This window comes from Amycolatopsis azurea DSM 43854, from assembly GCF_001995215.1.
Lineage (GTDB): Bacteria > Actinomycetota > Actinomycetes > Mycobacteriales > Pseudonocardiaceae > Amycolatopsis > Amycolatopsis azurea.
Genome location: NZ_MUXN01000012.1, coordinates 16,569 through 42,226, shown reverse-complemented (window position 1 = coordinate 42,226; position 25,658 = coordinate 16,569). Strand labels below are relative to the sequence as shown.

Sequence of the window (25,658 nt, the reverse complement as noted above, 5' to 3'; positions counted from 1 at the left end):
CTCAGACCTCCAGTTGGGCCGCGGCGAGGACGGCACCCGACGCGACGAGTTCTTCGGCGGCGGCGATCTCCGGCGCCAGATGACGGTCGGGGCCGGGGCCCTCGACCTTGGTACGGACGAGATCCCGGACGCGGCCGGTGACCGGCGACGGGACCAGGGGCGCGCGCATGTCGAGTGCCCGCGCGGCGGTGAGCAGTTCGATGGCGAGGACGGTGTTGAGGCCCTCGACGGCCTTGCGCAGCTTGCGCGCGGCGGACCAGCCCATCGAGACGTGGTCCTCCTGCATGGCGCTGCTCGGGATCGAGTCGACCGACGCCGGCACCGCGAGCCGCTTGAGTTCGCTGACGACGGCGGCCTGTGTGTACTGGGCGATCATGTGGCCGGAGTCGACGCCGGGATCGAACGCGAGGAAGGGCGGCAGGCCGTGCGAGCGGGCCTTGTCGAGCATCCGGTCGGTGCGGCGCTCGGCGATGCTGGCGACGTCCGTGAGCGGGATGGCGAGGAAGTCGAGCACGTACGCGATCGGGGCACCGTGGAAGTTGCCGTTGGACTCGACGCGGCCGTCGGACAGCACGACCGGGTTGTCGACCGCGGAGTGGAGTTCACGCTCGGCGACGAGTTCGGCGTGCGTGAGGCTGTCGCGTGCGCCTCCGTGCACCTGGGGCGCGCAGCGGAGCGAGTACGCGTCCTGGACGCGGTTGCAGTCCGGGCCGCGGTGGCTCTCGACGATCTTCGAGTCCTGAAGCGCCGTCCACATCCGCTGGGCGCTCCGGGCCTGTCCGGGGTGCGGCCGCAGAGCCTGGAGGTCGGCGGCGAAGGCGCGGTCGGTGCCGAGGAGCGCTTCGACGCTCATCGCCGCGGTGATGTCGGCCGTGTCGAGGAGCTTGCGCAGGTCGGCAGCGGCCAGGAGGAGCATGCCGAGCATGCCGTCGGTCCCGTTCGTGAGGGCGAGGCCCTCCTTCTCCGCGAGAACGACCGGCTCGATCCCGGCGTGCTTCAGCGCGACGGCGGCCTGGACGACTTCGCCGTTGTACTCGACTTCGCCCTCTCCCATCAGCGCGAGTGCGACGGCGGCCAGGGGCGCGAGGTCGCCGGAGCAGCCGAGGGAGCCGTATTCGTGGACGAGCGGGGTGATCCCGGCGTTGAGGAGGGCCGCAAGCGCTTGCGCGGTCTGCGGGCGGATGCCGGTGTAGCCGCTGGTGAGGGTGCGGAGGCGCAGCAGCATCAGCGCGCGCACGACCTCGGTCTCCACGACCGGCCCCGCGCCCGCCGCGTGCGACCGGATCAGCGACCGCTGCAGGGCGGTGCGGCTCTCGAGCGGGATGTGCCTGGTGGCGAGCGCACCGAAGCCCGTCGAAACGCCGTACGTCGGCGTCTCGGCGTGGGCGAGGTTGTCGATGTGCTGACGCGTCGCGGCGAGGTTCTTCTCGGCGGCTTCGCTGACCGCGACGGGCGAGTGGTCACGGGCGACCGCGACGACCTGTTCGGGCCGAAGCGATTCGGACCCCAGAAGGACGGTTTCCGGCATAGCCCCATTGGACAACGCCATGCCCGCTGGCAGGCGACCCCAACCGGTGGTTGTGTCTGGTATCCAAGACACACTCGGCGATAGCAAGGGTCCCTTGCTATCACGAGGGGGGGTGTGTGGATTTAGGGACGTTGAGTGTCCCTAAATCCACACACCACACACGCTGGGTGACCACGCGTACTGACCGTGTGGATTTTGTTGCGTTGGATGCACCGAAATCCACACAGTCGCCATCAAGGAGAGCAAGGGACCTTTGCTATCGCTTCTCTCGACGTTGAGAGAAGCGATAGCAAAGGCCCCTTGCTCCCCCGGGTCGGACGAGCAGGAGGTCGGCATGGGTGACAGCAGCGAGGTACCGGCGCTGAGACGCGGCCTGGGTATCCTCCGTGCTCTCGCCGCCCGCCCCGGCCCGGTGTCGGCGGCCGCGATCGCGCGCGAGCTCGGCCTTCCCCGCTCGACGACGTATCACCTGCTCGCCGAACTGGAGGCCGCCGGTTTCGTGACGCACCTGCCCGCCGAGCGCCGGTACGGCCTCGGCATCGCCGCGTTCGAACTCGGCTCGGCCTACCTGCGGCACGATCCGCTGGAACGGCTCGCCGCCCCGCTGCTGCGCAAACTCGCTGATCGAGTGGGCCACACGGCGCATCTCGGCGTGCTGCACGGCAACGAGTCGCTCTACCTGGTCAAAGAGCGCCCCACGCGCCCGGAAACCCTGGTCACCGAGGTCGGCGTCCGGCTCCCGGGTCAGCTCACGGCATCAGGCAGGGCGATCCTCCGCAACCTGCCGTCGCCCCACGTACGCGCGCTCTTCCCGGCCGTGTCGGCGTTCGTCCTGCGCACCGGCCGCGGTCCACGCACGCTCGCCGAACTGCGCCGCACGCTGAACGCGGAAGGCAGGCTCGGCTGGGCGGTCGAAGACGGCCACGTCACCGAGGGATTCGCCTCGGTGGCCTGCCCCGTCTTCGACCACGGCGGCCGGCCGATGGCGGCGATCAGCGTGACCCTCCGCCACCTCTGCCCAGGCAGTGAGGGTTGCGAGGAAACTTGGCCTGACCTCGCCGAGGAGGTCCGTCTGACCGCGGCCGAACTGACCACCCGGATCGGGGGTCAGATGCGCTGAGCGTGCTTCTTCTGGACTCCCTCAAGACCGAGCATGGCCAGTAGTTCCGCACAGTCGATGGCGTCCGAGGCATGCCCGGCGACAGTCCTGGCGGCTCTGCCGTTCTGCAGGGTGAGGCGGACTTCTTCCTCCGCGCGCACACCGGCCATCCGGCTCTGGTCTTCTGCGGGATCGGGACGACTGGAATGCCTAGCCCAGGTCATCTGCCACCTTCTTCCGGCCCTCCGGCGACACGGGGTCGTTTCGTTAGAGGGCCATGGTCGGACACTCAGCATGACACCCCACCCGAACAAGATCACCATTGAGGGTGAATCGAGATGAAATCGACCCTGATTTAGCTACCCTCCGTGATTCAGAAAATCTTCCAAAAGCTCGGTGAACGGCCCGCCCGTATCCGGAACCAAATGGCCCCATTCCTCGCACGATCTCGCGGCGCGCACCGGTTCCGTCCGCGATCGCGTCACCGGTGATCACCAGCGTCGGGAAATCCGCCGCGGCCAGCACGTCGAGTGGTAATTCCGCGTCTCCCGGAGGCCGCATCCCGATCAAGGCGCGAGCCCCGCGCCGCAAGGTTTCAGGCACCGGATCCGGGATGGGCAACGGCACGCCTGCGAGCGGGAAGAAGACCTCACCGTCTCCGGCCGTCGCGCGGCGGCGAGCAGCGCGACGATGGCGCCATACGACAGCCCGACCAGATGAGCGGGCTCGTCGAGCACCAGCTCCGCGATCAACTCGACGTCGACCTTCACACCACCCGCTCCAAAAGACACCCTGAAATGACGGATGGCGAGCGCTCCCAAGGAACGCTCGCCATCCGCGAGGTGGAGGTGCCGGGAATTGAACCCGGGTCCTCTGGCGTATCACCAGGACTTCTCCGTGCGCAGTCCGCTATGTCTCTACTTGGCCCCTTCAGTCACGCGAACAAGCTGAAGTGACGAGCCCAGCCACTGTTTGATTCCCAACCACACCCCGTAGCCGAGTGTGGCGGTAAGCCTCCTAGCTGATGCCGGTGACCGGGTCGGAGGCGACCCCGGACCGACAGAGTTGCTCTACTGCTTAGGCAGCAAGAGCGAACTCGCGCTGGCTCTTAGGCTCGGCGCTTATTGGTTTGCGATGACGCTTGCGGTGGTCTCTCGCCTGCACCGGCACGCTTCTCCTGATTCAACGTCCAAAGTCGAAACCGTTCACCCCCTTGGTGGGACACAACCTGTACAGCATAACGCGGTCGGCAACCGGGTTAATCCCGCAGGTGGGGCTAGCCCCACCTGGGAGATGCCCGTGGGCACCATGTCAGCGGGCGCCCGCGAGCGCGATGCTTGTCTCCTCGACCAGGAGAGGAGCACGACCATGAGTTCGCTGGCGGCCGAGCGGGAGCTGAGCAGGTCCGATCCGTCGTTCGGCGGTTCGCTGGTCTACCTGCTGATGAACCTGCCGATGGGCGTCCTGGCCTTCGCGCTCCTGATGGCGTTCATCTGGGCGGGGATCGGCACGGCGATCGTCTGGATCGGGCTGCCCATCCTCGCGCTGGTGATCCTGACGGTCCGCGGCGCGGCCCGGATGGAGCGCGCCAGGGTGTACGCGCTGCTCGACCGCTACATCGACCTGCCGTACCTCCCGCTGCCCACCGGCGGCCAGTCCGTGCGGTGGAAGGCGCGGCTGAAGGACGGCTCGACCTGGCGCGACCTCGGCTACTTCTTCCTGCTCTTCCCGGTCGGGATCATCGAGTTCGTGCTGGTCACGGCGTTCTGGTCGACCAGTCTCGGCCTCGCGGGCCTGCCGATCTACTACCGCTTCCTTCCTGGCGGCGAGTATCGCTTCCCGACCTGGGAAAACGCGTGGTTCACCGTCGACTCGACGGTCTCGGCGCTGCCTTGGGCGGCTCTCGGCGTCTTGTGCGTCGCCCTGTCGGTAGCGTTGACGAAGGCGCTGGCCGGGCTGCACGCCCGGCTGGCGACGGCGCTGCTCGGGCCCACTCAGGCCCAGCGCCGCCGTCTGGAGGATTCATGGGGCGAGGTTCCGACGATGAGCACGGTGAACGGATGACGATCGACCAGCAGATCAAGCAAGTCGACATCCCGCGGCCCCGGCCGTTGAGGTCGATCGTCTACATGCTCGTCAGCTTCCTGTTCCGGCTGCTCCAGTTCATCTTGATCATCGTCGGCCTGGCGGTCGGCATCGGGACGGCGGTGGTGTGGATCGGCTTCCCGATCCTCATGGCCACGACCAACTTCATCCGCTGGTCCGGCGACCGGGAGCGCGGCTGGGCGCGGAAGATGCTCGAAACCCCGCTGGAGCCGGTGGAACGTCTCCCCGTCGAGGGACTTTCGCTGGTCAAGCGCTGGCTGACCCGGCTGACCGACCCGACGACATGGCGCGACTTCGCCTACTTGATGGTGGCGCTCCCCATCGCCTGCGTGGAACTCCCGATCGCGATCGCGTCGATCGTGCTGCTGCCGATGGCGATCTGGGTGACCCCGTGGATCGGCTGGCTGCACGGCAACCTCGCGTTCTCCCTGCTCGGCCCGAACCGCACTCAGCGGCTGGAGCAGAAGGCCGAGCGGCTGCAAGCGTCGCGGGCCCGCGGTGTCGACGCCGCCGAGGCCGAACGCCGCCGCATCGAACGCGACCTGCACGACGGCGCCCAGCAGCGCCTGGTCGCGGTCGCGATGAGCCTGGGCCGTGCGAAGTCGAAGTTCGACCAGGACCCGAACGCCGTGCGCGAACTGATCGACGAGGCGCATCTCGACGCCAAGCTGGCGGTGTCGGAACTGCGCGATCTCGCCCGGGGCATCTACCCGGCCGTGCTCGGCGACCGCGGTCTCGACGCGGCGTTGTCCGCGCAGGCCGCGAAATCCCCGATCCACGTCGACGTGGAAGTGGACGTCGAGCCGCGTCCGCCCGCCGCGGTCGAGACGACGGCGTACTTCATCGTCGGCGAGACGCTGACGAACATCGCGAAGCACTCGGGCGCGACCGAAGCCGGTGTGAAGGTGTGGCGCACCGACTCGATGGTGATCGTCGAGATCACCGACAACGGGCACGGTGGCGCCGAAGTCCGGCCAGGTGGCGGGCTCGCCGGCCTCGCCGACCGCGCGGCCACGATCGACGGCGTGATCACCGTCGTCAGCCCGCCCGGCGGCCCGACGGTGATTCGCGCGGACCTGCCGTGCCAGTGGTGACCCGTTCGTGAGTGAATAGGCCCTGCCGTTCACTCACGAACCTGGGGGCAGGATGCGGGTCGTCATCGCCGAAGACGCAGTGCTGTTGCGCGCGGGGGTGATCCGCCTGCTCGCCGACGAGAACATCGAGACGGTCGCCGCCGTGGACAACGGCGACGACCTGCTCGGCGCGGTCAAGGAGCACCGGCCGGATCTCGCGATCGTCGACGTGCGGATGCCGCCCACGTTCACCGACGAAGGCCTGCGCGCGGCGCTGGGAGCCCGTGAAGCCGTCCCCGGCCTGCCCGTTCTCGTGCTGTCCCAGTACGTCGAGGAGAGCTACGCCGTCGAGTTGCTGTCCGGCGGCGCGGGCGGAGTCGGTTACCTGCTCAAGGAACGCGTCGCCGACGTCGGCGACTTCCTCGACGCGGTCAAGCGGGTCGCCGGCGGCGGCACGGCCATCGATCCGGACGTCATCGCGCAGCTGATGGCGCGGGGCCGCAAGAACCCGCTCGACGCGCTCACCGCCCGCGAATCTGAAGTGCTGGGGCTGATGGCGCAGGGTCTGTCGAACACCGCGATCGCGAACTCGCTCGTCGTTTCGCACGGCGCCGTCGAGAAGCACATCGGCAACATCTTCTCGAAGCTCGGCCTCGAAGCGAGTTCGGTGGAACACCGCCGGGTCCGCGCGGTGCTCACTTACTTAGGACGCTGAAGTAGCTCTTGGTGGCGACGCCGTCACTCACCTAACATGGGCAGACTGATGGTGAGAGACGAGCCGAACCAAGGAGGACCCATGACCGACCGGCCCTCCCACCGCGCCCGGTTCTTCGGCGGTCCGCTCGACGGACGCGTCCAGGAACTCGGTGACACCGAACCGATCGCGGGCACCGTCCTCAAGCACGTCCATCTGCATGACGGGCCGAAGATCGAAACCCGCTACGAACTCGGCCGCGCCGAGGACGACTGCTGGGAATTCCGGCTGTGCGCGGCGCCGGTCCCGGAGCCCGCGCCGCGGCCCGAGCCCGAACCCGACGGTGTGGGGTAGGGAAAACTCCACCTTCGACGGGCGAAAACAGGAAGACCGATACGGCGGCCCGCACCGCTGTTTTCGAAGCCCTGACGTACCAGGCTCTTTTCCATGCACACAAGCCAGAAACAGGGCCGGGACAGGTTCCTGGACATCGTCCGGGCGGTCGCGATCCTCGCGGTCGTCGTCCAGCACTGGGGTATGCCGGTGCTCTCCTACGCCGACGGTCATCTGTCCACCGGGAACGCCCTCGCGACACCTGGCTGGTGGGTCGTCACCTGGCTGTCCCAGGTCATGCCGCTCGTCTTCTTCGCCGGTGGCGCGGCGAACCTGATCTCCTTGGGCCGCGCGGAAAGTTCCCGTTCCTGGCTCGCGGCCCGCCTCAAGCGGCTGATGATCCCGGTGCTGCCGCTGGTGGCCGTCTGGCTGTTCGTTCCGGACATCCTGCGCGGGATCGGCGTTCCGGAACAGCCGCTGCAGGTCGGCGGCGCGATCGCCGCCCAGCTGCTGTGGTTCCTGGCCGTGTACGTGCTCACTGTGCTCCTCACCCCGATGCTGGCCGCGGCGCATCGCCGCTGGGGCCTGAAGGTCCCGCTCGTGATGCTCGCCGCCGCCGTGCTCGTCGACGTCGCCCGCTTCAACGACCTCGGCCTGATCGGTTTCGCGAACGCCGTCTTCGTCTGGATGGCCGTGCACCAGCTCGGTTTCCACTACACGCGGGGCCGGCTCGGCTCGATCGGCCGCAACGCCGCGCTGGGCATGGCAAGTATCGGGTTCGGCATCACCGCGCTGATGGTCGCCTTCGGCCCGTACCCGGCCAGCATGATCGGCATGCCGGGTGCGCCGGTTTCGAACATGAGCCCGCCGACCGTGCTGCTGGCGTTCCTCGCGATCGGCCAGATCGGTCTCCTGCTGGCCTTCAAACCGCAGCTGAACGCCTTGGCCGCCCGTCCGAACCTCGACGCCGCCCTGAAGTGGATCGGCCCGCGGTTCATGAGTGTCTACTTGTGGCACATGCCGGCGCTGATCGTCGTCTCCGGTGTCGCGGTCTACGGCCTGGGATACGAAACCCCCGAACCGGGTTCCGTGCTGTGGCTGACGATGGTCCCGGCCTGGCTCGGTGCCTGCGGGCTCGTGCTCCTCGGTCTCCTGCGGCTGTTCGCCCGCTTCGAAACCCAGGGTTCCGGCCCTGCCTCGACCGCGCAGACGCCTCAGCTCGTCCTGGCCGGACTCGCGATCGCCGGTGGCCTGCTCGGGCTGGCCGCGCGCGGTTTCGCCCCGCTGAGCGACGGTCTCGCCCAAGGCCCGGCGCCGTGGGTGGCGCTGGCGACGGGCGGATTCCTCCTGGCGGGCAAGCAGATCCCGATCACGGAGCTGGGAACGCGGCTGCTCGGCCGCGCGGTCTCGGCCACCGAGGTGGCACAGCTCAAACGCTGAGCAGTTTCGCGGGGGTGTCGTGCAGCACCGCCCGCAGGAAAGGCTCACCCAGGCGATCGTCGGCGGCCCAGCCGACGATCGCCTGCAGCTGTGTGGCGTAGGAGTACGGGATGTTGGGGAAGTCGGTGCCGAGCACAACGCGATCCGGGAACTCCGCCAGCAGATCCGCCCAGTCCGGCGGGAGCGGGTTGCCGCGCAGGGTGAACTCGACCCCGACCATCGTGGTGTCGAGGTACACGCGCGGATACTTCCGGGCCAGCTCGAACGCGAAAGCGATCTCCGGCATGCCGGCGTGCGCGAGCACCAGTGTCAGGTTCGGATGCCGTACCAGGATCTCTTCGAACAACCGTAGCCCGGTGTAGGCGCCCTTCAACGGACCGTGTCCACAGTGGACGACCACCGGGACACCGGCATCTGCCAGCGCGCCCCAGACGCCGTCCAGCAGCTCGTCACGCGGGTCGTAGGCGCCGACCTGGACATGTGCCTTGAAACATCGGGCACCGGCGCGCAGCGCACCGTCCACAACGGACAGTGCACCCGGTTCGGGGTAGAACGTGCCCGTCGGCACGGCTTCCGGGACGCGTTCGGCGAACTCCAGCGCCCAGGACGTCAGCCATTCGGCCATCCCCGGCTTGTGCGGATAGACCAGCGGCGCGAACCTGCGCACGCCGAACGAGCGCAGGGTTTCGATCCGCTCTTCCTCAGGCGTGCGGTAGTACACCGGCCAGGCAACGCCGTAGTGCTCCTCGGCCTGGTCGAAGTAGGCCCACACCTTGTCCATGACCGGCTTCGGCAGGAAGTGCAGGTGGATGTCCACGAGCCCGTCGATGCCCAGCGCAGCGATCCACTCAGGGATCTCGGCGTCCGAGGCGGGTCCGTGGATCAATCGTTGTACCGGCCCTTCAGCGCCCGGCCCATGGCCCGGCTGATGGTGCGGTCCGCGTCCCGCTTGGCGATGTCCTGCCGCTTGTCGTAGGACTTCTTGCCCTTCGCCAACGCGATCTCGACCTTGACCTTGCCGTCCTTGAAGTACATCGACAGCGGGACCAGCGAAAGGCCGCTCTCCTTGGTCTTGCCGATGAGCTTCTCGATCTCCTGGCGGTGCAGCAGCAGTTTCCGGGTGCGGCGCGGCGTGTGGTTCGTCCAGGTGCCCTGCACGTACTCCGGGATGTGCACGTTGCGCAGCCAGACCTCGCCGTCGTCCACCGTGGCGAACGCGTCCGCGAGTGATGCCCGTCCTTCACGCAGGCTCTTCACCTCGGTACCGACGAGCACGAGACCGGCTTCGTAGGTGTCGAGGATGGAGTAATCGTGGCGAGCCTTGCGGTTCGACACGATCACCTTGTGTCCACGTTCCTTGGGCATAGCGGCGACTCTACGTGAGTTTCTGTGTTCGGGCAGGTGGTTATCGGGCGGCTAGTGGCGCACGTACAGACGCAGCGTCACGTAGCCGGTGATCGCCGAAATGACGATCGAGACGGCGAGCAGGATCGGCGCCACCGGGAACAGCAATTCGAGCATGCCGACCGCGGGGAACACGTCACCGGTGAGCACCAGGTCGAGCAACAGCACCTTGGTGAGTACCAGGAAGACGATACCGATGATCGCGCCGACAAGGCCGGCGACCACCGCCTCCAGGAGGAACGGCAGCTGCGTGTACCAGCGGGTCGCGCCGACCAGTCGCATGATGCCGACCTCGGTGCGCCGGGTGAACGCCGACACCTGGATCGTGTTGGCGATCAGCAGCAGCGCGGCGATGGCCATGATCAGCGCGGCGCCGAACGCCAGGTTCCGCACACCGTTGAGCGCGTTGAACACGCGGTCCAGTGCCTTCTGCTGGTCGTCGACCTTGCTGACGCCCGGTTTGCCGGTGTACTCCTGGATGATCGCCTGGCTGCGCTCGGGGTTCTTCAGCTTGACGTGGAGCGATGCGGGCAGCGCCTCCGGCCCGGTGAGCGCGAGCAGTTCCGGCTGGCTCTCGAACATCTTCTTGAACCGCTCGTAGGACTGCTCGCGGTTCTCGAACACGACCGATTCGACGCCGTCGTTGCCTTGGAGGTCCTGGCGCAGCGCCTGGCAGGCGGACTGCGAGCAGTTGGGGTCACCCGAGCTGATGTCGTTGACCAGATAGACCGAAACCTCGACGTCGGCGAGGAAGTTGGCCTTCATCTTGTCGATCGTTCCGACGGCCAGCAGACCGAAGCCGAGCATGGCGAGGGAGACCGCGGTGGTGAGGACCATCGCGATGGTCATCGTGACGTTCCGGCGCAAGCCGGTGACTACCTCGCTGAAGACGAAACTGGCGCGCATCGGGGTTGATGTCCCTTGGAAGTCGTGGGTTACGGAGGAGGGCGGGGCCGGTCAGCGGCCGATGCCGTAGACGCCTCGGGCGTCGTCACGGATGACCTTGCCGAGCTGAAGCTCGACGACCCTTCGCCGCATCGAGTCCACGATCGAATGGTCGTGGGTGGCCATCAGCACCGTCGTGCCGGTGCGGTTGATCCGCTCCAGCAGCAACATGATGTCCTGGCTGGTGTCGGGGTCCAGGTTCCCGGTCGGTTCGTCGGCGAGCAGCACGAGCGGGCGGTTCACGAACGCGCGGGCGATCGCGACACGCTGCTGCTCACCACCGGAGAGTTCGTTGGGGAGGCGGTCGGCCTTGCCGTCGAGCCCGACGAGTTCGAGGACCTCGGGGACGACCTTGCGGATCGTGGGGCGCGGCTTGCCGATGACTTCGAGCGCGAAGGCGACGTTCTCGGCGACGGTCTTGTTCGACAGCAGACGGAAGTCCTGGAAGACGCAGCCGATGGTCTGCCGCAGCCGCGGCACCCGGCGACGGGCGAGCTTGGCGACGTCGAAGTTGGAGACCATGACGCGACCCTTGCTCGGCACCTCTTCGCGCAGCAGGAGACGCAGGAAGGTCGACTTCCCGGACCCCGAGGGACCGATCAGGAAGACGAACTCCCCTTTGTCGATCTCGACCGACACCCTTTCGAGGGCGGGACGGGTCGAGGTCTTGTAGACCTTGGAAACCTCTTCGAGCCGGATCACGGTTCGGCATACTACCCATGCCCGTCGTTAAGCCCGGGTAGCCCGGTCCCGGCGGCCAAGCGAGCAAGGGACCTTTGCTGTCACTCTCTCCCGGAGAGTGACAGCAAAGGTCCCTTGGTCTCTCACGCAGGGTTGTTACGCGGCTCCGGACTGCTTGCGCCAGCGGATGCCCGCCTCCAAGAAGCCGTCGATCTCGCCGTCGAGCACGGACGACGGGTTGCCGACCTCGAACTCGGTCCGCAGGTCCTTGACCATCTGGTACGGGTGCAGCACGTAGGAACGCATCTGGTTGCCCCAGCTGGAGCCTCCGTCCTTGAGCGCGTCCATCTCGGCGCGCTCCTCTTCCTTCTTCCGCTGCAGCAGCCGCGCCTGGAGCACCTTCATCGCGGCCGCCTTGTTCTGCAGCTGCGACTTTTCGTTCTGACACGAAACGACGACGCCGGTCGGGATGTGCGTGATCCGCACCGCCGAGTCCGTCGTGTTGACGCTCTGGCCGCCGGGGCCGGACGAGCGGTAGACGTCGACGCGGATGTCCTTCTCAGGGATGTCGACGTGGTCGACCTCCTCGACCTCGGGCATCACCTCGACGTGCGCGAAGGAGGTCTGGCGGCGGCTCTGATTGTCGAACGGCGAGATGCGCACCAGCCGGTGCGTGCCCTGCTCGACCGAGAGCGTGCCGTAGACGTAGGGAGCGCTCACCTTGAACGTGGCGGACTTGATGCCCGCCTCTTCCGCGTAGGAGATGTCGTAGACGTCCGTCGGGTAGTTGTGCCGCTCCGCCCACCGCAGGTACATCCGGAGCAGCATCTCGGCCCAGTCGGCCGCGTCGACGCCGCCCGCTTCGGACCGGATGGTGACCACGGCGTTCCGCGGGTCGTACTCACCCGACAGCAGGGTGCGGACCTCGAGCCCGTCGATGTCCTTGGTGAGGGCCGTGAGCTCGGTCTCGGACTCGGCCACACTGGCGGAGTCGCCCTCCGCCTCGGCCAGTTCGTAGAGGACGCCCAGGTCGTCGAGCCGCTGCCGCAGCTCGGAGATGCGTCGCAGCTCACTCTGCCGGTGGGACAACTGGCTGGTGACCTTCTGCGCCGCTTCGGGGTCGTCCCAGAGGTTCGGGCTGGACGCCTGTTCCTCCAGCTCGGCCACCTGGGCACGCAGCGCATCCAGGTCCATCACCGACTCGATCTGCGTCAGCTTGCCGGCCAGGTCCTTCAGTGCTGCATCGAACTCATCACTCACGTCGGCCAAGGTTACGGCAAAACCCACGACCGGTTGCGGGGAACCGGTCGTGGGCACCTGTCCGGGTCAGGACTGGGGGATGGAATCCAGCAGTTTCAGTGCCGCTTTCGCCTGCGCCTGAGCGAACTCGGCGACCGCCTTGGCGTAGGGACCGTCGGCCGCCTTGGTGGCCGCCTTGGCTTCGTCGAGCTGCTGGGTGTAGCTGGCGCGCGCCGACTCGAGGAGAGTCGAGCGCTGCTTCACCGTCAGCGAGCCGGCGTGCACGAGACGCAGGATCAGCGGGCTGCGGAGGTGGTCAGGACCGGCTTCGGAGGACAGCCACGTCTTGAACGCCTTCTTGCCCGCCGCGGTGATGAGGTACTGCTGGCTCGACCGCGGGCCCTGCTTGCCGAGGCGGACGAGGCCCTCCTTCGACAAGGCGGGGAGCTCCCGGTACACCTGGCTGCGGGTCACGCTGAAGAAGGCGCCGAAACGCTCACCCGCCCCCGCGACCAGTTGCCCGCCCGTGGCGGGACCGTCGTGGAGAAGACCGAGCAGTGCGGCGGCTGTTGCATTCAATTCGGACACATCCTCTACGGTCCCACTTTTCGGAACCTGTGTCCACTGTGGTCAGCACATCTGTCCATTGTGGCTAGTGATATGCGCTCATTCGGCCCAACGCACTACGCCTGTCCACAATGGACCGAATACGCTGCGCAACCGGCCTTCGCCACGGACAGCGGCACACGTCCCCCGCTCCGACCAACGACGGCGGATGATCGCCCCGGAGGGCACGCACCGCGGAACCGGAAAAAGAAGAAGCGCGGATCTGCGATTTCCGCAGATCCGCGCTTCGTTTTCTCTGTAGCGGGGACAGGATTTGAACCTGCGACCTCTGGGTTATGAGCCCAGCGAGCTACCGAGCTGCTCCACCCCGCGTCGTTGTGTTAGTAGATTACACGGGGGCGAAACCGGGTTTCAGGCGGGTGCCCTTAACTTCCCGAAGTGCCTTTGACCTGCCTTTATGGCAAGACTTTGTCATCCAGCCAGGCGAAGACGCCGTCGAGCACCATGGTCAGCCCGTCGCCGAATCTGCCCTCGACGTCCTCATCGAAGACCCACGCGGTGGGCAAGATGTCGTAGCGCGGGTCCCGTTCGCCCGGAACGGGATAAACGGCCTGTTCTTCGATGGTGAAGCCGACGACGTAGCTGTAAACGGTGAACAACGCTCGTCCAGCCAGGTACGGTTCGAGCCCCGCGTCGACGCGCCCTTGAAGCGGATTGTCACCGAGCAGGTCGTCGTCCGTCATGAAGGTCCCGGAGAAGACCTTTGCCCCGTCACGGTAAGCGAGCATCATCCGGCGCATACCCCGTGACGCCACCTCGAGGGTTTCCCGTTCCCCCAGGCCTTCCGGCACCCGGCCCGGCATCGCGTCGGCGTACATCTGCGTCGCCATCTCGTCGAGCAGCTCTTGTTTGTTCTTCACGTGCCAGTACAGCGCCGGCGCTTTGACATCGAGTTCCTGCGCGATCAGGCGGAGCGTCAGCCCGTTGAGCCCGACGTCGTTGAGCAGCCGCAGCCCGGCGCGGACGATGTCCTGCCTGGTCAGACCCACTTTTACCTTCTTTCCGGCGGTAGCGCCTTGACAATTTAACGATGTTAAGGGCACTCTGGTCGCAGGTCAATTTAACGTTGTTAAGGAGTGGTATGGACAACCTGGGGACGGACGTGGTCGTGGCCGGGGCGGGGCCGACCGGGCTGATGCTGGCCCACGAACTCGCGCTCGCCGGCGTCGATGTCGTGGTGCTGGAACGGCTTCCCGAGCGCACGGGATTGTCGAAAGCGCTGAACCTGCAACCGCGGACCGCGGAAATACTGGAGCTGCGCGGACTTCTGGACGGTGCCGAAGAGCGTTCGTTCACGACAGTGCAGGACGGACATTTCGCGATGATCCCGGTCGACTACCACTGCTGGGACACCCGTTTTCCCTTCCAGATGGGGATTCCGCAGGCACAGGTCGAGGAGTACCTGGAAGAACGGCTTGCCGCACAAGGAACGAAGGTGGTGCGAGGAGCCGAAGTAATCGATTTCGTTCAGGACAAAGACTCTGTCTCTGTCCGGCACCGAACAGACGGTGGCGAAACCCGGCTGCGCGCGAAGTACCTCGTCGGCTGCGACGGCTCTCGAAGTGTTGTACGCAAAGGACTGAACGTGGACTTTCCCGGCGTGGACGGTCAAGGTTTCGGCGTGGTCGCGGACGTCCTGTTCGACAAAATCCCTGACGGTGCGCAAAAACAGTGGCGAACGATGCGGAACGTCGGCGAGCCGACCGGCGCGACCACGTTCAAAGGCCTGATTCCGTTGGGCGAACCGGGTCTCTACCGGTTCGTCTACGGCGACAGGGCCTCGCGGCCCAAAGACATCCGGTCCGCCATCTCGCACGAGGAAGTCCGTCAGGCGCTGCTCGATTCGTACGGTGAGACAGCGACGGTGTCGGAAATCCGGTGGGCGTCGCAGTTCTCGGACGCCGCGCGGCAGGCGGAGCACTATCGCGTCGGGCGAGTGCTGCTGGCGGGCGACGCGGCGCACATCCATTTCCCGGCGGGCGGCCAGGGGTTGAACCTGGGCGTGCAGGACGCCATGAACCTGGGCTGGAAGCTCGCCGCGAACGTTCGTGGTTGGGCCGGTGACGACCTGCTGGACACCTACGAGGCCGAACGGCACCCTGTCGGCGCTCAGGTGCTGCACAACGTCGCGGCTCAGCTGGGGCTGACTCCGCGGTCGCACGAGTCTCGCGCGCTTCGCGACTTATTCGCCGACCTGGTCACGTTGCCCGACGTGAACCGGCACTTGGGCGGCATGGTCTCCGGTCTCGGGATCCGCTATACGACCCACGGGACGTCGCACCCGGCGCTGGGCTCGCGGCTGAACGACCAGGAACTCGCAACCGAAGCCGGCCCGCTTCGCCCGAGCACACTCTTTCACGACGGCGGCTTCGTACTCCTGACGACCAGCTCGGCCCACTTCGACGCCGCCCGGGCCCACGCCCGCTCGCCGCGCCTGACGACCCAGCTCGTCACGTCTCCGCCTTGGCCCTCCACGGACGCCGTCCTTTACCGCCCCGACGGCTATGCCAGCTGGGTCGCCCCCACCCCCACCCCCGCGCGATAGCAAAGGTCCCCCGCTCCCCCGGCGATACCAAGGTCCCCCGCTACCGCCGCCACCCCGGCGCGATAGCAAAGGTCCCTTGCTCACTCCCGCACTCACACGCATTCGCCACCGAACGCTTCGGGGGGGTCCAGGGGGCGGAGCCCTCCCTGGCGGGGGTCCGGGGGTTCGACCCCCGGGACAAATGCGAAGGAGGCCCGGTCTGCGCAATTCGCAGACACGGGCCTCCTACCTCTGTAGCGGGGACAGGATTTGAACCTGCGACCTCTGGGTTATGAGCCCAGCGAGCTACCGAGCTGCTCCACCCCGCGTTGTGTCCCCTACCTTACGCCTGCGTTTCGAGCAGGCGCAAAGCAGGGGGCCTTTAGGTAAGCGACGTCACCCTCCGGGCTTGCTGGTGGGCGGCGCGCTGGTCGCCGGCGGGCTGGCCTTGGCCGCCTCGTAGGCCCGGTACGCGGCGTCGAGTGCGGCGAGGGCGGCACCTTGATCCGCGTAGTTGCCCGTCTGCTGGGCCGCCTTGTACTTGGTCCAGGCGTCGTGCATGTCGCCCGCGGCCTTCTCGAGCGCCGGGTTACCGCTGCTGGTGGGCGGCGGCGTCGTAGTGCCCGGCGGCGGTGTCGTAGGTCCTGGGGTGCCGCCGGTCTGGGGTGGTGTGACCCCGGATCCGGTGCCCGCACCGAAGACCTGGTCGAGCGCTTCGTTCAGCGTCGGCGCGAAGCCGATCTTGGTGCCGTAGGAGACCAGGACCCGGGCCAGCTGCGGATAGCTCAGCTGGTTCCGTTGCCGGATGTAGACCGGTTCCACGTAGAGGAAGCCGTTGGCGACGGGCAGGGTGATCAGGTTTCCGTAGGTGACCGTGACGTTCGGGTTGTTGAACAGTGTCCGGTCCTGCGCGACCCGCGGGTCACTTTGGAATCTGTTCTGAACCTGGACGGGTCCGTCCACCTGGGTCGCGCCGCTCGCTCCTGTCGGCAGTCTCAGGACCTGCATTCGTCCGTAGTCTTCGGGATCTGAAGACACCGACATCCATGCCGCGAGGTATTGCCGTTGGAGACCGGTCAGTGAACTCGTGAGCTGGAACCGCGACTTGCTGTCGCCCGGCGCGGTGGCCAGGACGTAGTAGCCGGGCTGATTGGCGATACCGGAGGCCGACGCGTTCACGCCGCCTTCCTGCGTCGGGTCCTGCGGAACACTCCAGAAGGCCTGCTGCGCATAGAACTCGGCGGGGTTGTTCACGTGGTACTTCGACAGGAGTTCCCGCTGCACCTTGAAGAGGTCTTCGGGGTAGCGGAAGTGCGACCGCAGGTCCGGGGAGATCTCGCTGCTCGGCTTGACCAGCCCCGGGAAGACCTTCTTCCAGGCGTTGAGCACCGGCTCGTTGTCCTCGACCCCGTACAGGGTCACGGTGCCGTCGAACGCGTCGACGGTGGCCTTGACCGAGTTGCGGATGTAGTTGATCGAAGAGTTCGCCTGGCGGGTGGTGCCGCTGAGCGAGTCGTTGGTCGCCTGGCCGAGCTGGGTCTGCTGGGCGTACGGGAAGTTGTTCATCGTCGTGTAGCCGTCGACGATCCAGATGATCTTGCCGTTGACGACCGCCGGGTACGGGTCACCGTCGAGGGTCAGCCACGGTGCGGCCTTCGCGACGCGCTCACGCGGCTCGCGGTTGAACATGATCTTGGATCCGTCGCCGATGGCGTCGGAGAAGAGGATGTTCCGCTCGCCGTACTCGGCGGCGAAGACCAGCCGGTTGAACCAGTTGTCGATCGGCACGCCGCCGGAACCCTTGTAGATGTAGCCGCGGTCGACAGCGGTGTCGTACTCGCCGGGCGCCTGTCCCGCCTTGCCGCCGACGATCGCGTACGCGGCGTCGGTCGCGAGCTCGCCGTAATAGATACGGGGCTCGTCCACCTTGATGCCCGGCTTGTTCGGGTCGGATGATCCGGCACCCGACTGGTTCTGGGTGTCGCTGGTGGTGGCGATCGGGTAGCCGCCGTCGGAGTTCGCGTCCTTCAGCGCGCGGTCGATCGTGTTGGCGGGCGCGGCGACGAAGCCGTTTCCGTGCGTGTAGACGAGGTGCTTGTTGATCCAGTTCGTCTGGTTGCCGGTGAGGCCTTCGGTCTTGATCTCCTTGGCCGCGACGATGTAGTCCTGCGTGACACCGTTGAGGGTGTAGCGGTCGATGTCCAGCTTGGACGGGAAGCCGTAGAAGTTCTCACGGCCGACGCGCTGGGTGAAGGTGTCGCTGAGGATGTTCGGGTCGAGGAGCCGGATGTTCGGGACGGTCCCCTTGTCCGCTTTGATCTCCGCGGAGGTCGCCTCGGACTTGCCGGTGTAGTCCTTGTACTCGACATTGGTCAGGCCGAACGCCTGACGTGTCGCGTCCATGTTGCGCTGGATCGACGCCGATTCCTTCTCGTTGGCGTTGGGCTTCACCGAGAACTGGTCGAGCACCGCGGGCCATGCGACGCCGACGAGCACGTTCGACAGGATCAGCAGCACCAGCGCGATCGCGGGCAGCTGCAGGTTGCGCAGGAACGCTCCGGCGAAGAACGCGACGGCACAGATCACCGAGATGCACAGAAGGATGAGCTTCGCGGGCAGGACCGCGTTCAGGTCGGTGTAGGTCGCACCGACGAACAGCGGCGCTCCCCGATCGGAGAGCAGCAGGTTGTAGCGGTCGAAGAAGTACTCGACCGCCTTCAGGAGCACGAAGATGCCGATGGTGATGGCGAGCTGGGCACGGGTCGGGCCGGCGAGCTGGCCGCCCTTGCCCGCGAGCCGGATGCCGCCGAAGACGTAGTGCGCGATCAGCGCGCCGAAGAACGCGATGACGACCGAGATGAACAGCCAGCCCAGGAGCCAGTTGTAGAACGGCAGATCGAAGGCGTAGAAACCGACGTCGTTGCCGAACTCGGGATCGGTCTGGCCGAACGGCGTGCCGTTCAGGAACAGCTGCACGACCTGCCAGTCGCTCTGCGCGGACGCGCCGGCGATGAGCCCGGTGAGCACCGGGATGCCGATACCGAACAGCCGGATGCGGCCGACGATCGCGGACCGGTAGCGCGCGAGCGGGTCGTCGTTGCCGGAAACCGGCACGAAGACGGGCCTGGACCGGTACGCGATCATCAGGCTGACCGCGAGCGACCCGCCCACCAAGAGCCCTACGGCGAAGAACAAGACGACGCGGGTGATCAGCACCGTGCTGAACACCGTGCGGGCGCCGACCTCGCCGAACCACAACCAGTCGACGTAGGTGTCCAGCAGTCTCGCGCCCAACAGCAGGGCCAGAATGACTACGGCGGCGATGATGAGCAGTATCCGGCTGCGCCGGGACAGCTTCGGCAGGCTCACGGGGGGCCGAGTGGCCACTGCACACGCTCCTGGTTTGGTGAACTTTTCGCAGGGGCGCGCGTACCGCGTGCGGCCCCTGATGCTCTAACTCTACGGATGCCGTCAGAAGTTCCCGGAACCCGCCCAAACCGGACTCGGAAGGCCGCCTGCCCGACCGCCTGGAACGATGTGCCAATGGCACCGAGTGAGCAGCAGGGCGTGGCCGGCCTGGCCCGCGAAGTCGAGGAGTTCGTCGCCTCCGGAGGATGGGACCAGCCGCCGCAGTTGTTCGCGCTGGTCCCGACCGCGGCACTGCTGGACGAACAGCCCGAACTGGCCGGGCAGCTCGACCCGTCCGCCCCGCTGACCCCGGTCGCCCAGGAGTCGCTGCCAGACGGCGATCTGGGCGAAGCGCTGGCGCAGATCGCGTGGCCGGATCTGGTGCTGGGCTGCGCGCTCGCGCAGGAGATCATCGTGCTGCCGCCGGACGCCGAAGCCGAGCTTCCGGTCGTGCCCGAGACCGATGCCGAACGTCTGCGTCAAGCGGCCGCCGACCACCCGCGCCGGACCGAAGCGCGGCTCGTGGCCGCTGTGCTGCGGGACGGTGCCGGCGCGTGCGTCATGCGGCTTCGCGGTGCCGGGAAGCCCGAGGAACCCGGTGACGTCCCCGTCGACGAGATCATCGAGAACCCGGAGCTGGCCCCGAACCTGCTGGAAGCCCTGAAGGCGACCCTGCTCCCCTGACCTGCGAAAAGAGAGCAAGGGACCTTTGCTATCGCCAGCCCCAGACGCACGCTGGGCGATACCAAAGGTCCCTTGCTCTCTCTACATACAGACCGGCGGGCGATAGCAAAGGTCCCTTGCTCCCTCTGCGGTCAGCAGGAGGCGGTCGGCCGCCCCGCCTTGAGGTTCTCGAGCTGCGCGATCGCCTCGTCCAGCGTGGACACCTTGATCAGGTTCAGGCCATCGGGGGCGGCGGTCTTCGCCTCGGCGCAGTTGTGCGCGGGCACGAGGAAGTCGGTGGCACCGGCCTCGCGTGCGCCGACCACCTTGAACGAGATGCCGCCGATCGCGCCGACGACGCCCTTCTCCGAGATCTCACCCGTCCCGGCGATGTGCCTGCCACCGGCGAGGTCGCCGGGCTCCATCTTGTCGACGATCGCGAGCGCGAACATCAGGCCCGCCGACGGGCCACCGACGTCCTGCAGCGAGATTTTCACGTCGAAGGGAACGTCTGCGCGGTCCACCGCGGTCAGGCCCATGAAGCCTTCCGGGCCATCGGGCCGCTGCGCGAGGGTGAGCGGCACGGTGCGCTCGGCCTGCCCGTCGGATTTGAACGTGATCTGGACGGTCTGCCCGGGCTTCGTCCCGTTCAGCGCGGCCCGCACGTCAGTCGCTTCCTTGACCGTCTGCCCGTTGACCACCAGAAGCCGGTCACCCGGGGCGAGCACCTTGTCCGCAGGGCTGCCGGAGACGATCGTCTTCGCGAGCACCTTCACCGGGAACTTGCGGCGCAGCGCGGCGACCTGCGCAGCGGTCTGCGAGTCCTGCAGCTGCTGGATGTTCTCCTGGCGGACCTGCTCGTTGGTCTCGCCCGGCTTGAAGTACTCCTCGCGCGGAGCCAGCGCGTACCGGCCACTCGCCCAGAGCCCGAGCGCGTTGAACAGCGTGATGCCGCCATCGCGCAGGGAGACGGTCGTCATCCGCAGCTCGCCGGAGGTCTGGAAGATCTCGTGCCCGTTGACCTGGATCACCGATTGTCCGGCGGCGTCCTTGCCCAGGGTGTCGTAGGTCGGACCGGGACTGATGGCCACATACGGCACCGGGATGAAGAACCCGACCAGCGCGAACGCGACGAACAGCGCGCCGCTGACCAGCAACGTCCAGCCGCGCCGGGTCAGCCGCCGCTCGGAGCGGTCCTGGTCAGTCGCGGAGCCTTTGCGGGTCCGCGTTGCTGTGGTCTGCTCCGAGGGCTCTGTCACGCGTGACAGCGTACGGTGACGGTGTTCGCTTCTCGGTGAAGGCCACGCTCATCACTCCACTTGACGAGCTCCGCGTCCCAGGACCCGCGTACGGTGGTGCCATGAGCAAACCCCCGTTCGGCTTCGGACCGCCCGATCCCGACAAACGAGGCGAGAACGAGCCGTCGGATTCCGGCGGCCAGCCCTCCGGCGCCGAGGCCTTCAATCAGCTCGGTCAGATGCTCAGCCAGCTGGGCCAGATGCTCAGCCAGGCCGGCAGCTCGACCGGGCCGGTCAACTACGACCTGGCGAAACAGATCGCGCTCCAGAACCTCGGCAGCAGCGGAAGCGGTGACGTCCAGCTCGGCTTTTCGTCATCCAGCGGCGGTGACTCGAACACAGCCGTCCGCGACGCCGCCCACCTGGCCGAGCTGTGGCTCGACGCCGCGACGATCCTCCCCGCCGGGGCTACGACGACCGTCGCCTGGTCCGCGCGTACGTGGGTCGAGAAGACCCTGCCCACCTGGCAGCGTCTCTGCGACCCCGTAGCCCAGCAGGTCTCGGGTGCCTGGGTCCAGGCCCTGCCTGACGAGGCCAAGCAGGCCGCGGGCCCGCTGCTGTCGATGATGGGGCAGATGGGCGGGATGGCCTTCGGCTCCCAGCTCGGCAACGCCCTGGCTCAGTTGGCTTCCGAAGTGCTCACCTCCACCGAGGTGGGCCTGCCGCTCGGCCCCGCGGCCACCTCCGCGCTCCTGCCGGCGAACATCGAGAAGTTCACCGAGGGCCTGGAGCTGCCGACCAGCGAGGTACTGGTCTTCATCGCCGCGCGCGAGGCCGCCCACCAGCGGCTGTTCGCGCACGTTCCCTGGTTGCGGCAGCGACTGCTGGCCACCGTCGAGGAGTTCGCGAGCGGTATTTCCGTCGACACCTCGGCGCTGGAACAGCTCGCGGGCCAGATCGACCCGTCGAACCCGGCCAGCATCGAAGAGGCCATGTCCTCCGGCCTGCTCGAGCCGCAGACCTCGCCCGAGCAGAAGGCGGCACTGAACCGCCTGGAGACCCTGCTCGCCCTGGTCGAAGGCTGGGTCGATGTCGTGGTCGCCGAGGCCATCGGCGACCGCCTCCCGGGCGCGGACGCGCTCCGGGAGACGCTGCGCCGCCGCCGGGCCACGGGCGGCCCGGCCGAGCAGACCTTCGCCACCTTGGTCGGGCTCGAGCTCCGGCCCAGGCGGATGCGGGCGGCTTCCGCGCTGTGGAAGCTGGTCGGCGACCAGCACGGCATCGAGAAGCGGGACGGCCTCTGGTCCCACCCCGACCTGATGCCGACCGCCGAGGACCTCGACGAGCCGCTCGACTTCGCCGAACGTCTCGGCGACGGTGAGTCGACCCTCGAAGGCATCGACCCGATCGCCGAGATCGAACGCACCGAGCGCGAGAAGAACAAGCCCAAGGACGACGAAGACAAGAGCTGAGGCACGTCAGTCCTCCGCCGCGATGCCCCATCCGGCGGCGGAGGACAGGCCCTCCAGGTAGCCGATGGCGCGCTCGGTCTTGGGATAACGGCGAACGAGCTCCCAGAACGCCGCGTTGTGCCCTGGTTCTTTCAAATGCGCGAGTTCGTGCACCAGGACGTAGTCCAGCACCCATGCCGGCACCCGGCGCAGACGATCACTGACCCTGATCGTCGCGTCGACCGGCGTGCAGGACGCCCACCTCGTCCGCATCGGCGGCACCCAGCGAACGCTCGCGGGTATCGCCTTTCCGTCCAGATACTTCGCCGAGAGCACGGCGCAGCGCGCCAGGAGCGCCTCGTCCGACGCCTTCGGCGGTGCGGCCTGCCGCGGCCCTTTGCGCAGCAGCTTGCGCTGCATCTCGGCTACCCAGTGCTTCTCCTCGGCCCGGGTCATCCGGGCAGGGATCAGCACGACGAGGGTGTCCTCGTCCCAGTACGCGGTGACGGTCCGGTGACGGCGTTGGCTACGCCGTACCTCGACCTTGTGTTCGGGAGTGTCCGACGGATTCGTCGTGTCCCGGCTCCTCAATGAGGGCGTCCGTGCTTCGACCACTCGACCACGGTAAGGCCAGTCACCGACAACTCCGAGGGCCGAAAGGTCACAGCCTCAAGTTGTCCACAACGGGGTCAACCTGTGGATAACTCGTGTTTTCCTTGGCATGCGGGCGGTGCGCCGATGCGATCCTGCGATCATGAACCTGCGCGAACCGGACCTGAGATCGATCATCCTGCCCGCCTTCCCGACCCTGCTTCCCGGCCTGGATGTGCTGGAACGCGGAAACGGCGAGATCCAGGTCGGCCTCGACCCCGCACACGCCGTGGTGATCGCCGGAGTCGCCACGGAGGTGGCCGAAGCACTCCGTGGGCTGGACGGGAAACGGGCCGCCGACGACATCGTGCTCGCGCAGAGCGAACACGACGAGCAGCTGCGGGACCTGATGACGGACCTGGCGGCCCGGGGGCTCGTGACCGACGCGGGACAGCCTGAGCAGCATCCCGTGCCGAAGCCGGAGACAGGGCTCTGGTCGCTCCGCGCACGCCACCATCACGCGGCCATGACAGCGCGGCGCAAACGCACCGCGGTGGCGATCCACGGCGACGGCAGGCTGGCCGTGGCCATCGCCGTCCTGCTCGCCAACGGCGGAGTCGGGCACATCGACATCCGGGCCTCGGGCACGGTGCTCGAACGCGATCTGGGCTCGGGCTACACCGAGGCGGAAATCGGCATGCCCCGCCGGGAGGCGATGGCGCAGGTGGTGCACCGCGTCGGGGTGGACACGTCGACCACCAGGCTCTATTCGGACCGCCAGCCGGAGCTCGTGCTGCTCACCGATGCCGTGGTGCCCGCTCCCGAGGTGGTCGAGGGACTCGTCCGGGACGGGATCAACCACCTGCCGGTGCGTGTCCGGGACGGGGTCGGCATCGTCGGACCGCTGGTGGTGCCCGGCCGCAGCAGCTGCCTGCGCTGCGCCGACCTGCACCGCGCCGGCCGCGACGAGTCCTGGCCACGGGTGGCGAGCCAGCTCGCGGGACGCGTCCAACGGCCGGACCTGGGCGCCGTTCAAGCGTGCGCCGCGCTGGCCGCCGCACAGGCGCTCCGACTGCTCTCACCCAGCGACCAGGCACCGCCCGCGTGGAACGCCACGCTGGAGATCGACTTCTTCGACGGGGCGATCCGTCACCGCGACTGGCCACCGCACAGCGGATGTGGATGCGGCGCGCGGTGATACGGCGAGCGACGTAGCCCACGCACGCCCTCAACAGGCTGCGCAAGCGGAGTGAATCAAGGCAGAATCGCGAGGGTGACCGACTCCCGCAACGCCGAGGACCGAGAATCCGCCATCCCCCGCAACGGGGCAGCGCGAACGGCGAAGCTGGCCAGCATTCCCCTCGGCATAGCGGGCCGCGCGGTCGGCGGCTGGGGCAGGCGGCTGACCGGGCAGAGCGCCGAAGAGGTCAACGCGACGCTGTCCGCCAAGGCGGCGGAGCAGCTCTTCGAGGTTCTCGGCACGCTCAAGGGCGGCGCGATGAAGTTCGGCCAGGCGCTGAGCGTCTTCGAAGCCGCGGTGCCCGACGAGATGGCGAAGCCCTATCGCGAGGCCCTGACGAAGCTCCAGGCCGCGGCGCCGCCCATGCCCACCCGGCAGACCCATCGAGTCCTCGCCGAGCAGTTGGGACGCACCTGGAAGCAGCGGTTCGCGACCTTCGACGACGAACCGGCCGCGTCCGCGAGCATCGGCCAGGTCCACCGCGCGACGTGGCATGACGGCCGCGAAGTCGCCGTCAAGGTGCAGTACCCCGGAGCCGACGACGCCTTGCGGAGCGACCTTCGGCAGCTCCAGCGTTTCAGCAGGTTGTTCCAGGCCTTCGTGCCGGGCACCGAGGTGAAACCTCTCCTGGCGGAACTCGCCGAGCGGATGAACGAGGAGCTCGACTACCAGGCGGAAGCCCAGAACCAGCGCGATTTCGTGAAGGCGTTCGAAGGCGTCCCCGGGTTCCTGATCCCCCGTGTGGTCGCCAGCGCGCCGAAGGTCGTCGTCACGGAGTGGGCGACAGGCACTCCGCTGTCGAAGATCATCGCCGGTGGCGACAAGGAGGCCCGGGACCGGGCTGGTCGCCTCCTCACCGAGTTCCACTACTCATCGCCTGAGCGAGCCAGGCTCCTGCATTCGGACCCGCATCCCGGCAACTTCATGCTGACCGCCGACGGCAGGCTGTGCGTGATCGACTTCGGCGGGGTGTCCAGGCTGCCCGAGGGGATTCCGCAGCACCTCGGTGAGATGACCCGGCTGGCGCTCGACGGCGAGTCCTCGAAGCTCATGCGACTGCTCAGGGAGTCCGGGTTCATCCGGCCCGACGCGGATCTGCAAGCCGATGACGTGCTCGCCTACCTGGCGCCGTTCACCGAACCGCTGGCGGGCGACACGTTCCACTTCACCCGCCGCTGGATGCAGCGGCAGGCGGGCCGGGTCGGCGACACCCGCGGCCGGGATTTCCGGATCGGCCGGTCACTCAACCTGCCGCCCGAGTACCTGATGATCCATCGGGTGACCGCGGGATCGACCGGCATCCTCTGCCAGCTCGACGCGGAGATCCCTGCCCGCGCGATCGTCGAACGGTGGCAGCCTGGCTTCGCGGCCTAA

Annotated in this window: 24 protein-coding genes, 2 tRNA genes and 1 other RNA gene; 11 read left to right on the top strand and 16 right to left on the bottom strand. The window is 67.5% G+C overall.

Annotation, left to right across the window (positions count from 1 at the left end):
- Nucleotide 1: 1 nt before the first annotated feature.
- Nucleotides 2-1,528 (bottom strand): histidine ammonia-lyase, encoded by a 1,527-nt coding sequence (gene hutH / locus B0293_RS16805; protein ID WP_005168429.1) that lies wholly within the window; start codon nucleotides 1,526-1,528, stop codon nucleotides 2-4.
- Between the two features lie 334 nt (nucleotides 1,529-1,862).
- Between hutH and B0293_RS16800 the strand changes: the two genes are divergently transcribed.
- Entirely contained in the window at nucleotides 1,863-2,648 is a 786-nt protein-coding gene (locus tag B0293_RS16800; protein WP_005168428.1) for an IclR family transcriptional regulator, read from the top strand.
- Here B0293_RS16800 and B0293_RS43085 read toward each other — a convergent pair.
- The 3 genes from B0293_RS43085 to ssrA form a co-directional block, all read right to left on the bottom strand.
- Nucleotides 2,636-2,851, bottom strand: a complete 216-nt coding sequence (locus tag B0293_RS43085) for a hypothetical protein (protein WP_143254587.1) — start codon at nucleotides 2,849-2,851, stop codon at nucleotides 2,636-2,638. The genes B0293_RS16800 and B0293_RS43085 overlap by 13 nt on opposite strands.
- Nucleotides 2,852-3,193: 342 nt before the next feature.
- Nucleotides 3,194-3,397, bottom strand: coding sequence for an alpha/beta fold hydrolase (locus B0293_RS16795; RefSeq protein WP_005168426.1), 204 nt, complete (start codon nucleotides 3,395-3,397; stop codon nucleotides 3,194-3,196).
- Between the two features lie 70 nt (nucleotides 3,398-3,467).
- Nucleotides 3,468-3,840: a transfer-messenger RNA gene (gene ssrA / locus B0293_RS16790) on the bottom strand.
- Between the two features lie 155 nt (nucleotides 3,841-3,995).
- Here ssrA and B0293_RS16785 point away from each other — a divergent pair.
- The 5 genes from B0293_RS16785 (at nucleotide 3,996) to B0293_RS16765 (ending at nucleotide 8,273) form a co-directional block, all read left to right on the top strand.
- Entirely contained in the window at nucleotides 3,996-4,691 is a 696-nt protein-coding gene (locus B0293_RS16785; RefSeq protein WP_005168424.1) for a sensor domain-containing protein, read from the top strand.
- Nucleotides 4,688-5,827: a sensor histidine kinase gene (locus B0293_RS16780; RefSeq protein ID WP_005168422.1), complete on the top strand. Its 1,140-nt coding sequence runs from the start codon at nucleotides 4,688-4,690 to the stop codon at nucleotides 5,825-5,827. The genes B0293_RS16785 and B0293_RS16780 overlap by 4 nt, the downstream gene beginning before the upstream one ends.
- 52 nt (nucleotides 5,828-5,879) lie before the next feature.
- Nucleotides 5,880-6,521 carry a response regulator transcription factor gene (locus B0293_RS16775; protein WP_005168420.1) on the top strand — a complete coding sequence of 214 codons (642 nt, stop codon included), beginning with the start codon at nucleotides 5,880-5,882 and terminating at the stop codon, nucleotides 6,519-6,521.
- Between the two features lie 81 nt (nucleotides 6,522-6,602).
- Nucleotides 6,603-6,854 carry a hypothetical protein gene (locus tag B0293_RS16770; RefSeq protein WP_005168418.1) on the top strand — a complete coding sequence of 84 codons (252 nt, stop codon included), beginning with the start codon at nucleotides 6,603-6,605 and terminating at the stop codon, nucleotides 6,852-6,854.
- Between the two features lie 93 nt (nucleotides 6,855-6,947).
- Nucleotides 6,948-8,273 (top strand): acyltransferase family protein, encoded by a 1,326-nt coding sequence (locus tag B0293_RS16765; RefSeq protein ID WP_005168416.1) that lies wholly within the window; start codon nucleotides 6,948-6,950, stop codon nucleotides 8,271-8,273.
- On the opposite strand, the gene B0293_RS16760 is transcribed toward B0293_RS16765, so the two are convergent.
- From B0293_RS16760 to B0293_RS16725, 8 genes are all read right to left on the bottom strand, one after another.
- Entirely contained in the window at nucleotides 8,263-9,159 is an 897-nt protein-coding gene (locus B0293_RS16760) for an amidohydrolase family protein (RefSeq protein WP_005168414.1), read from the bottom strand. The genes B0293_RS16765 and B0293_RS16760 overlap by 11 nt on opposite strands.
- Nucleotides 9,156-9,638: an SsrA-binding protein SmpB gene (smpB, locus tag B0293_RS16755; protein ID WP_034322147.1), complete on the bottom strand. Its 483-nt coding sequence runs from the start codon at nucleotides 9,636-9,638 to the stop codon at nucleotides 9,156-9,158. The genes B0293_RS16760 and smpB overlap by 4 nt, the downstream gene beginning before the upstream one ends.
- A 51-nt stretch (nucleotides 9,639-9,689) precedes the next feature.
- Nucleotides 9,690-10,583, bottom strand: coding sequence for a permease-like cell division protein FtsX (ftsX, locus tag B0293_RS16750; protein ID WP_005168411.1), 894 nt, complete (start codon nucleotides 10,581-10,583; stop codon nucleotides 9,690-9,692).
- Nucleotides 10,584-10,634: 51 nt separating this feature from the next.
- A complete protein-coding gene (gene ftsE, locus B0293_RS16745; RefSeq protein WP_005168409.1) occupies nucleotides 10,635-11,324 on the bottom strand; it encodes a cell division ATP-binding protein FtsE in 690 nt (229 codons plus the stop codon).
- A gap of 135 nt (nucleotides 11,325-11,459) precedes the next feature.
- Nucleotides 11,460-12,563: a peptide chain release factor 2 gene (prfB, locus tag B0293_RS16740; RefSeq protein ID WP_039920096.1), complete on the bottom strand. Its 1,104-nt coding sequence runs from the start codon at nucleotides 12,561-12,563 to the stop codon at nucleotides 11,460-11,462.
- Between the two features lie 66 nt (nucleotides 12,564-12,629).
- On the bottom strand, nucleotides 12,630-13,130 hold the full coding sequence (locus tag B0293_RS16735; protein ID WP_039920095.1) for a PadR family transcriptional regulator: 501 nt from the start codon (nucleotides 13,128-13,130) through the stop codon (nucleotides 12,630-12,632).
- A 277-nt stretch (nucleotides 13,131-13,407) separates the two neighbouring features.
- Nucleotides 13,408-13,481, bottom strand: a tRNA-Met gene (locus B0293_RS16730).
- A gap of 83 nt (nucleotides 13,482-13,564) precedes the next feature.
- On the bottom strand, nucleotides 13,565-14,158 hold the full coding sequence (locus B0293_RS16725) for a TetR/AcrR family transcriptional regulator C-terminal domain-containing protein (RefSeq protein ID WP_005168526.1): 594 nt from the start codon (nucleotides 14,156-14,158) through the stop codon (nucleotides 13,565-13,567).
- A gap of 92 nt (nucleotides 14,159-14,250) precedes the next feature.
- On the opposite strand from B0293_RS16725, the gene B0293_RS16720 reads away from it, so the two are divergent.
- A complete protein-coding gene (locus tag B0293_RS16720) occupies nucleotides 14,251-15,714 on the top strand; it encodes an FAD-dependent monooxygenase (RefSeq protein WP_005168524.1) in 1,464 nt (487 codons plus the stop codon).
- A 234-nt stretch (nucleotides 15,715-15,948) separates the two neighbouring features.
- On the opposite strand, the gene B0293_RS16715 is transcribed toward B0293_RS16720, so the two are convergent.
- Nucleotides 15,949-16,022, bottom strand: a tRNA-Met gene (locus tag B0293_RS16715).
- A 67-nt stretch (nucleotides 16,023-16,089) separates the two neighbouring features.
- Nucleotides 16,090-19,080 (bottom strand): UPF0182 family protein, encoded by a 2,991-nt coding sequence (locus tag B0293_RS16710; protein ID WP_039919855.1) that lies wholly within the window; start codon nucleotides 19,078-19,080, stop codon nucleotides 16,090-16,092.
- Between the two features lie 156 nt (nucleotides 19,081-19,236).
- Here B0293_RS16710 and B0293_RS16705 point away from each other — a divergent pair, with 156 nt between their 5' ends.
- Complete coding sequence (locus tag B0293_RS16705; protein WP_005167490.1) at nucleotides 19,237-19,785, top strand: PPA1309 family protein; 549 nt, start codon at nucleotides 19,237-19,239, stop codon at nucleotides 19,783-19,785.
- A 131-nt stretch (nucleotides 19,786-19,916) separates the two neighbouring features.
- Here B0293_RS16705 and B0293_RS16700 read toward each other — a convergent pair whose 3' ends face one another.
- On the bottom strand, nucleotides 19,917-20,921 hold the full coding sequence (locus tag B0293_RS16700; protein ID WP_005167493.1) for a YlbL family protein: 1,005 nt from the start codon (nucleotides 20,919-20,921) through the stop codon (nucleotides 19,917-19,919).
- A gap of 203 nt (nucleotides 20,922-21,124) precedes the next feature.
- On the opposite strand from B0293_RS16700, the gene B0293_RS16695 reads away from it, so the two are divergent.
- Nucleotides 21,125-22,474 (top strand): zinc-dependent metalloprotease, encoded by a 1,350-nt coding sequence (locus B0293_RS16695; protein WP_005167496.1) that lies wholly within the window; start codon nucleotides 21,125-21,127, stop codon nucleotides 22,472-22,474.
- 6 nt (nucleotides 22,475-22,480) lie between these two features.
- Here the strand turns inward: B0293_RS16695 and B0293_RS16690 are convergent, their stop codons facing one another.
- Nucleotides 22,481-23,044, bottom strand: a complete 564-nt coding sequence (locus B0293_RS16690; RefSeq protein ID WP_005167498.1) for a M48 metallopeptidase family protein — start codon at nucleotides 23,042-23,044, stop codon at nucleotides 22,481-22,483.
- Nucleotides 23,045-23,207: 163 nt separating this feature from the next.
- On the opposite strand from B0293_RS16690, the gene B0293_RS16685 reads away from it, so the two are divergent.
- Both B0293_RS16685 and B0293_RS16680 read left to right on the top strand, forming a co-directional pair.
- On the top strand, nucleotides 23,208-24,242 hold the full coding sequence (locus B0293_RS16685) for a hypothetical protein (RefSeq protein ID WP_039919863.1): 1,035 nt from the start codon (nucleotides 23,208-23,210) through the stop codon (nucleotides 24,240-24,242).
- A gap of 75 nt (nucleotides 24,243-24,317) precedes the next feature.
- Complete coding sequence (locus tag B0293_RS16680) at nucleotides 24,318-25,658, top strand: ABC1 kinase family protein (protein ID WP_005167501.1); 1,341 nt, start codon at nucleotides 24,318-24,320, stop codon at nucleotides 25,656-25,658.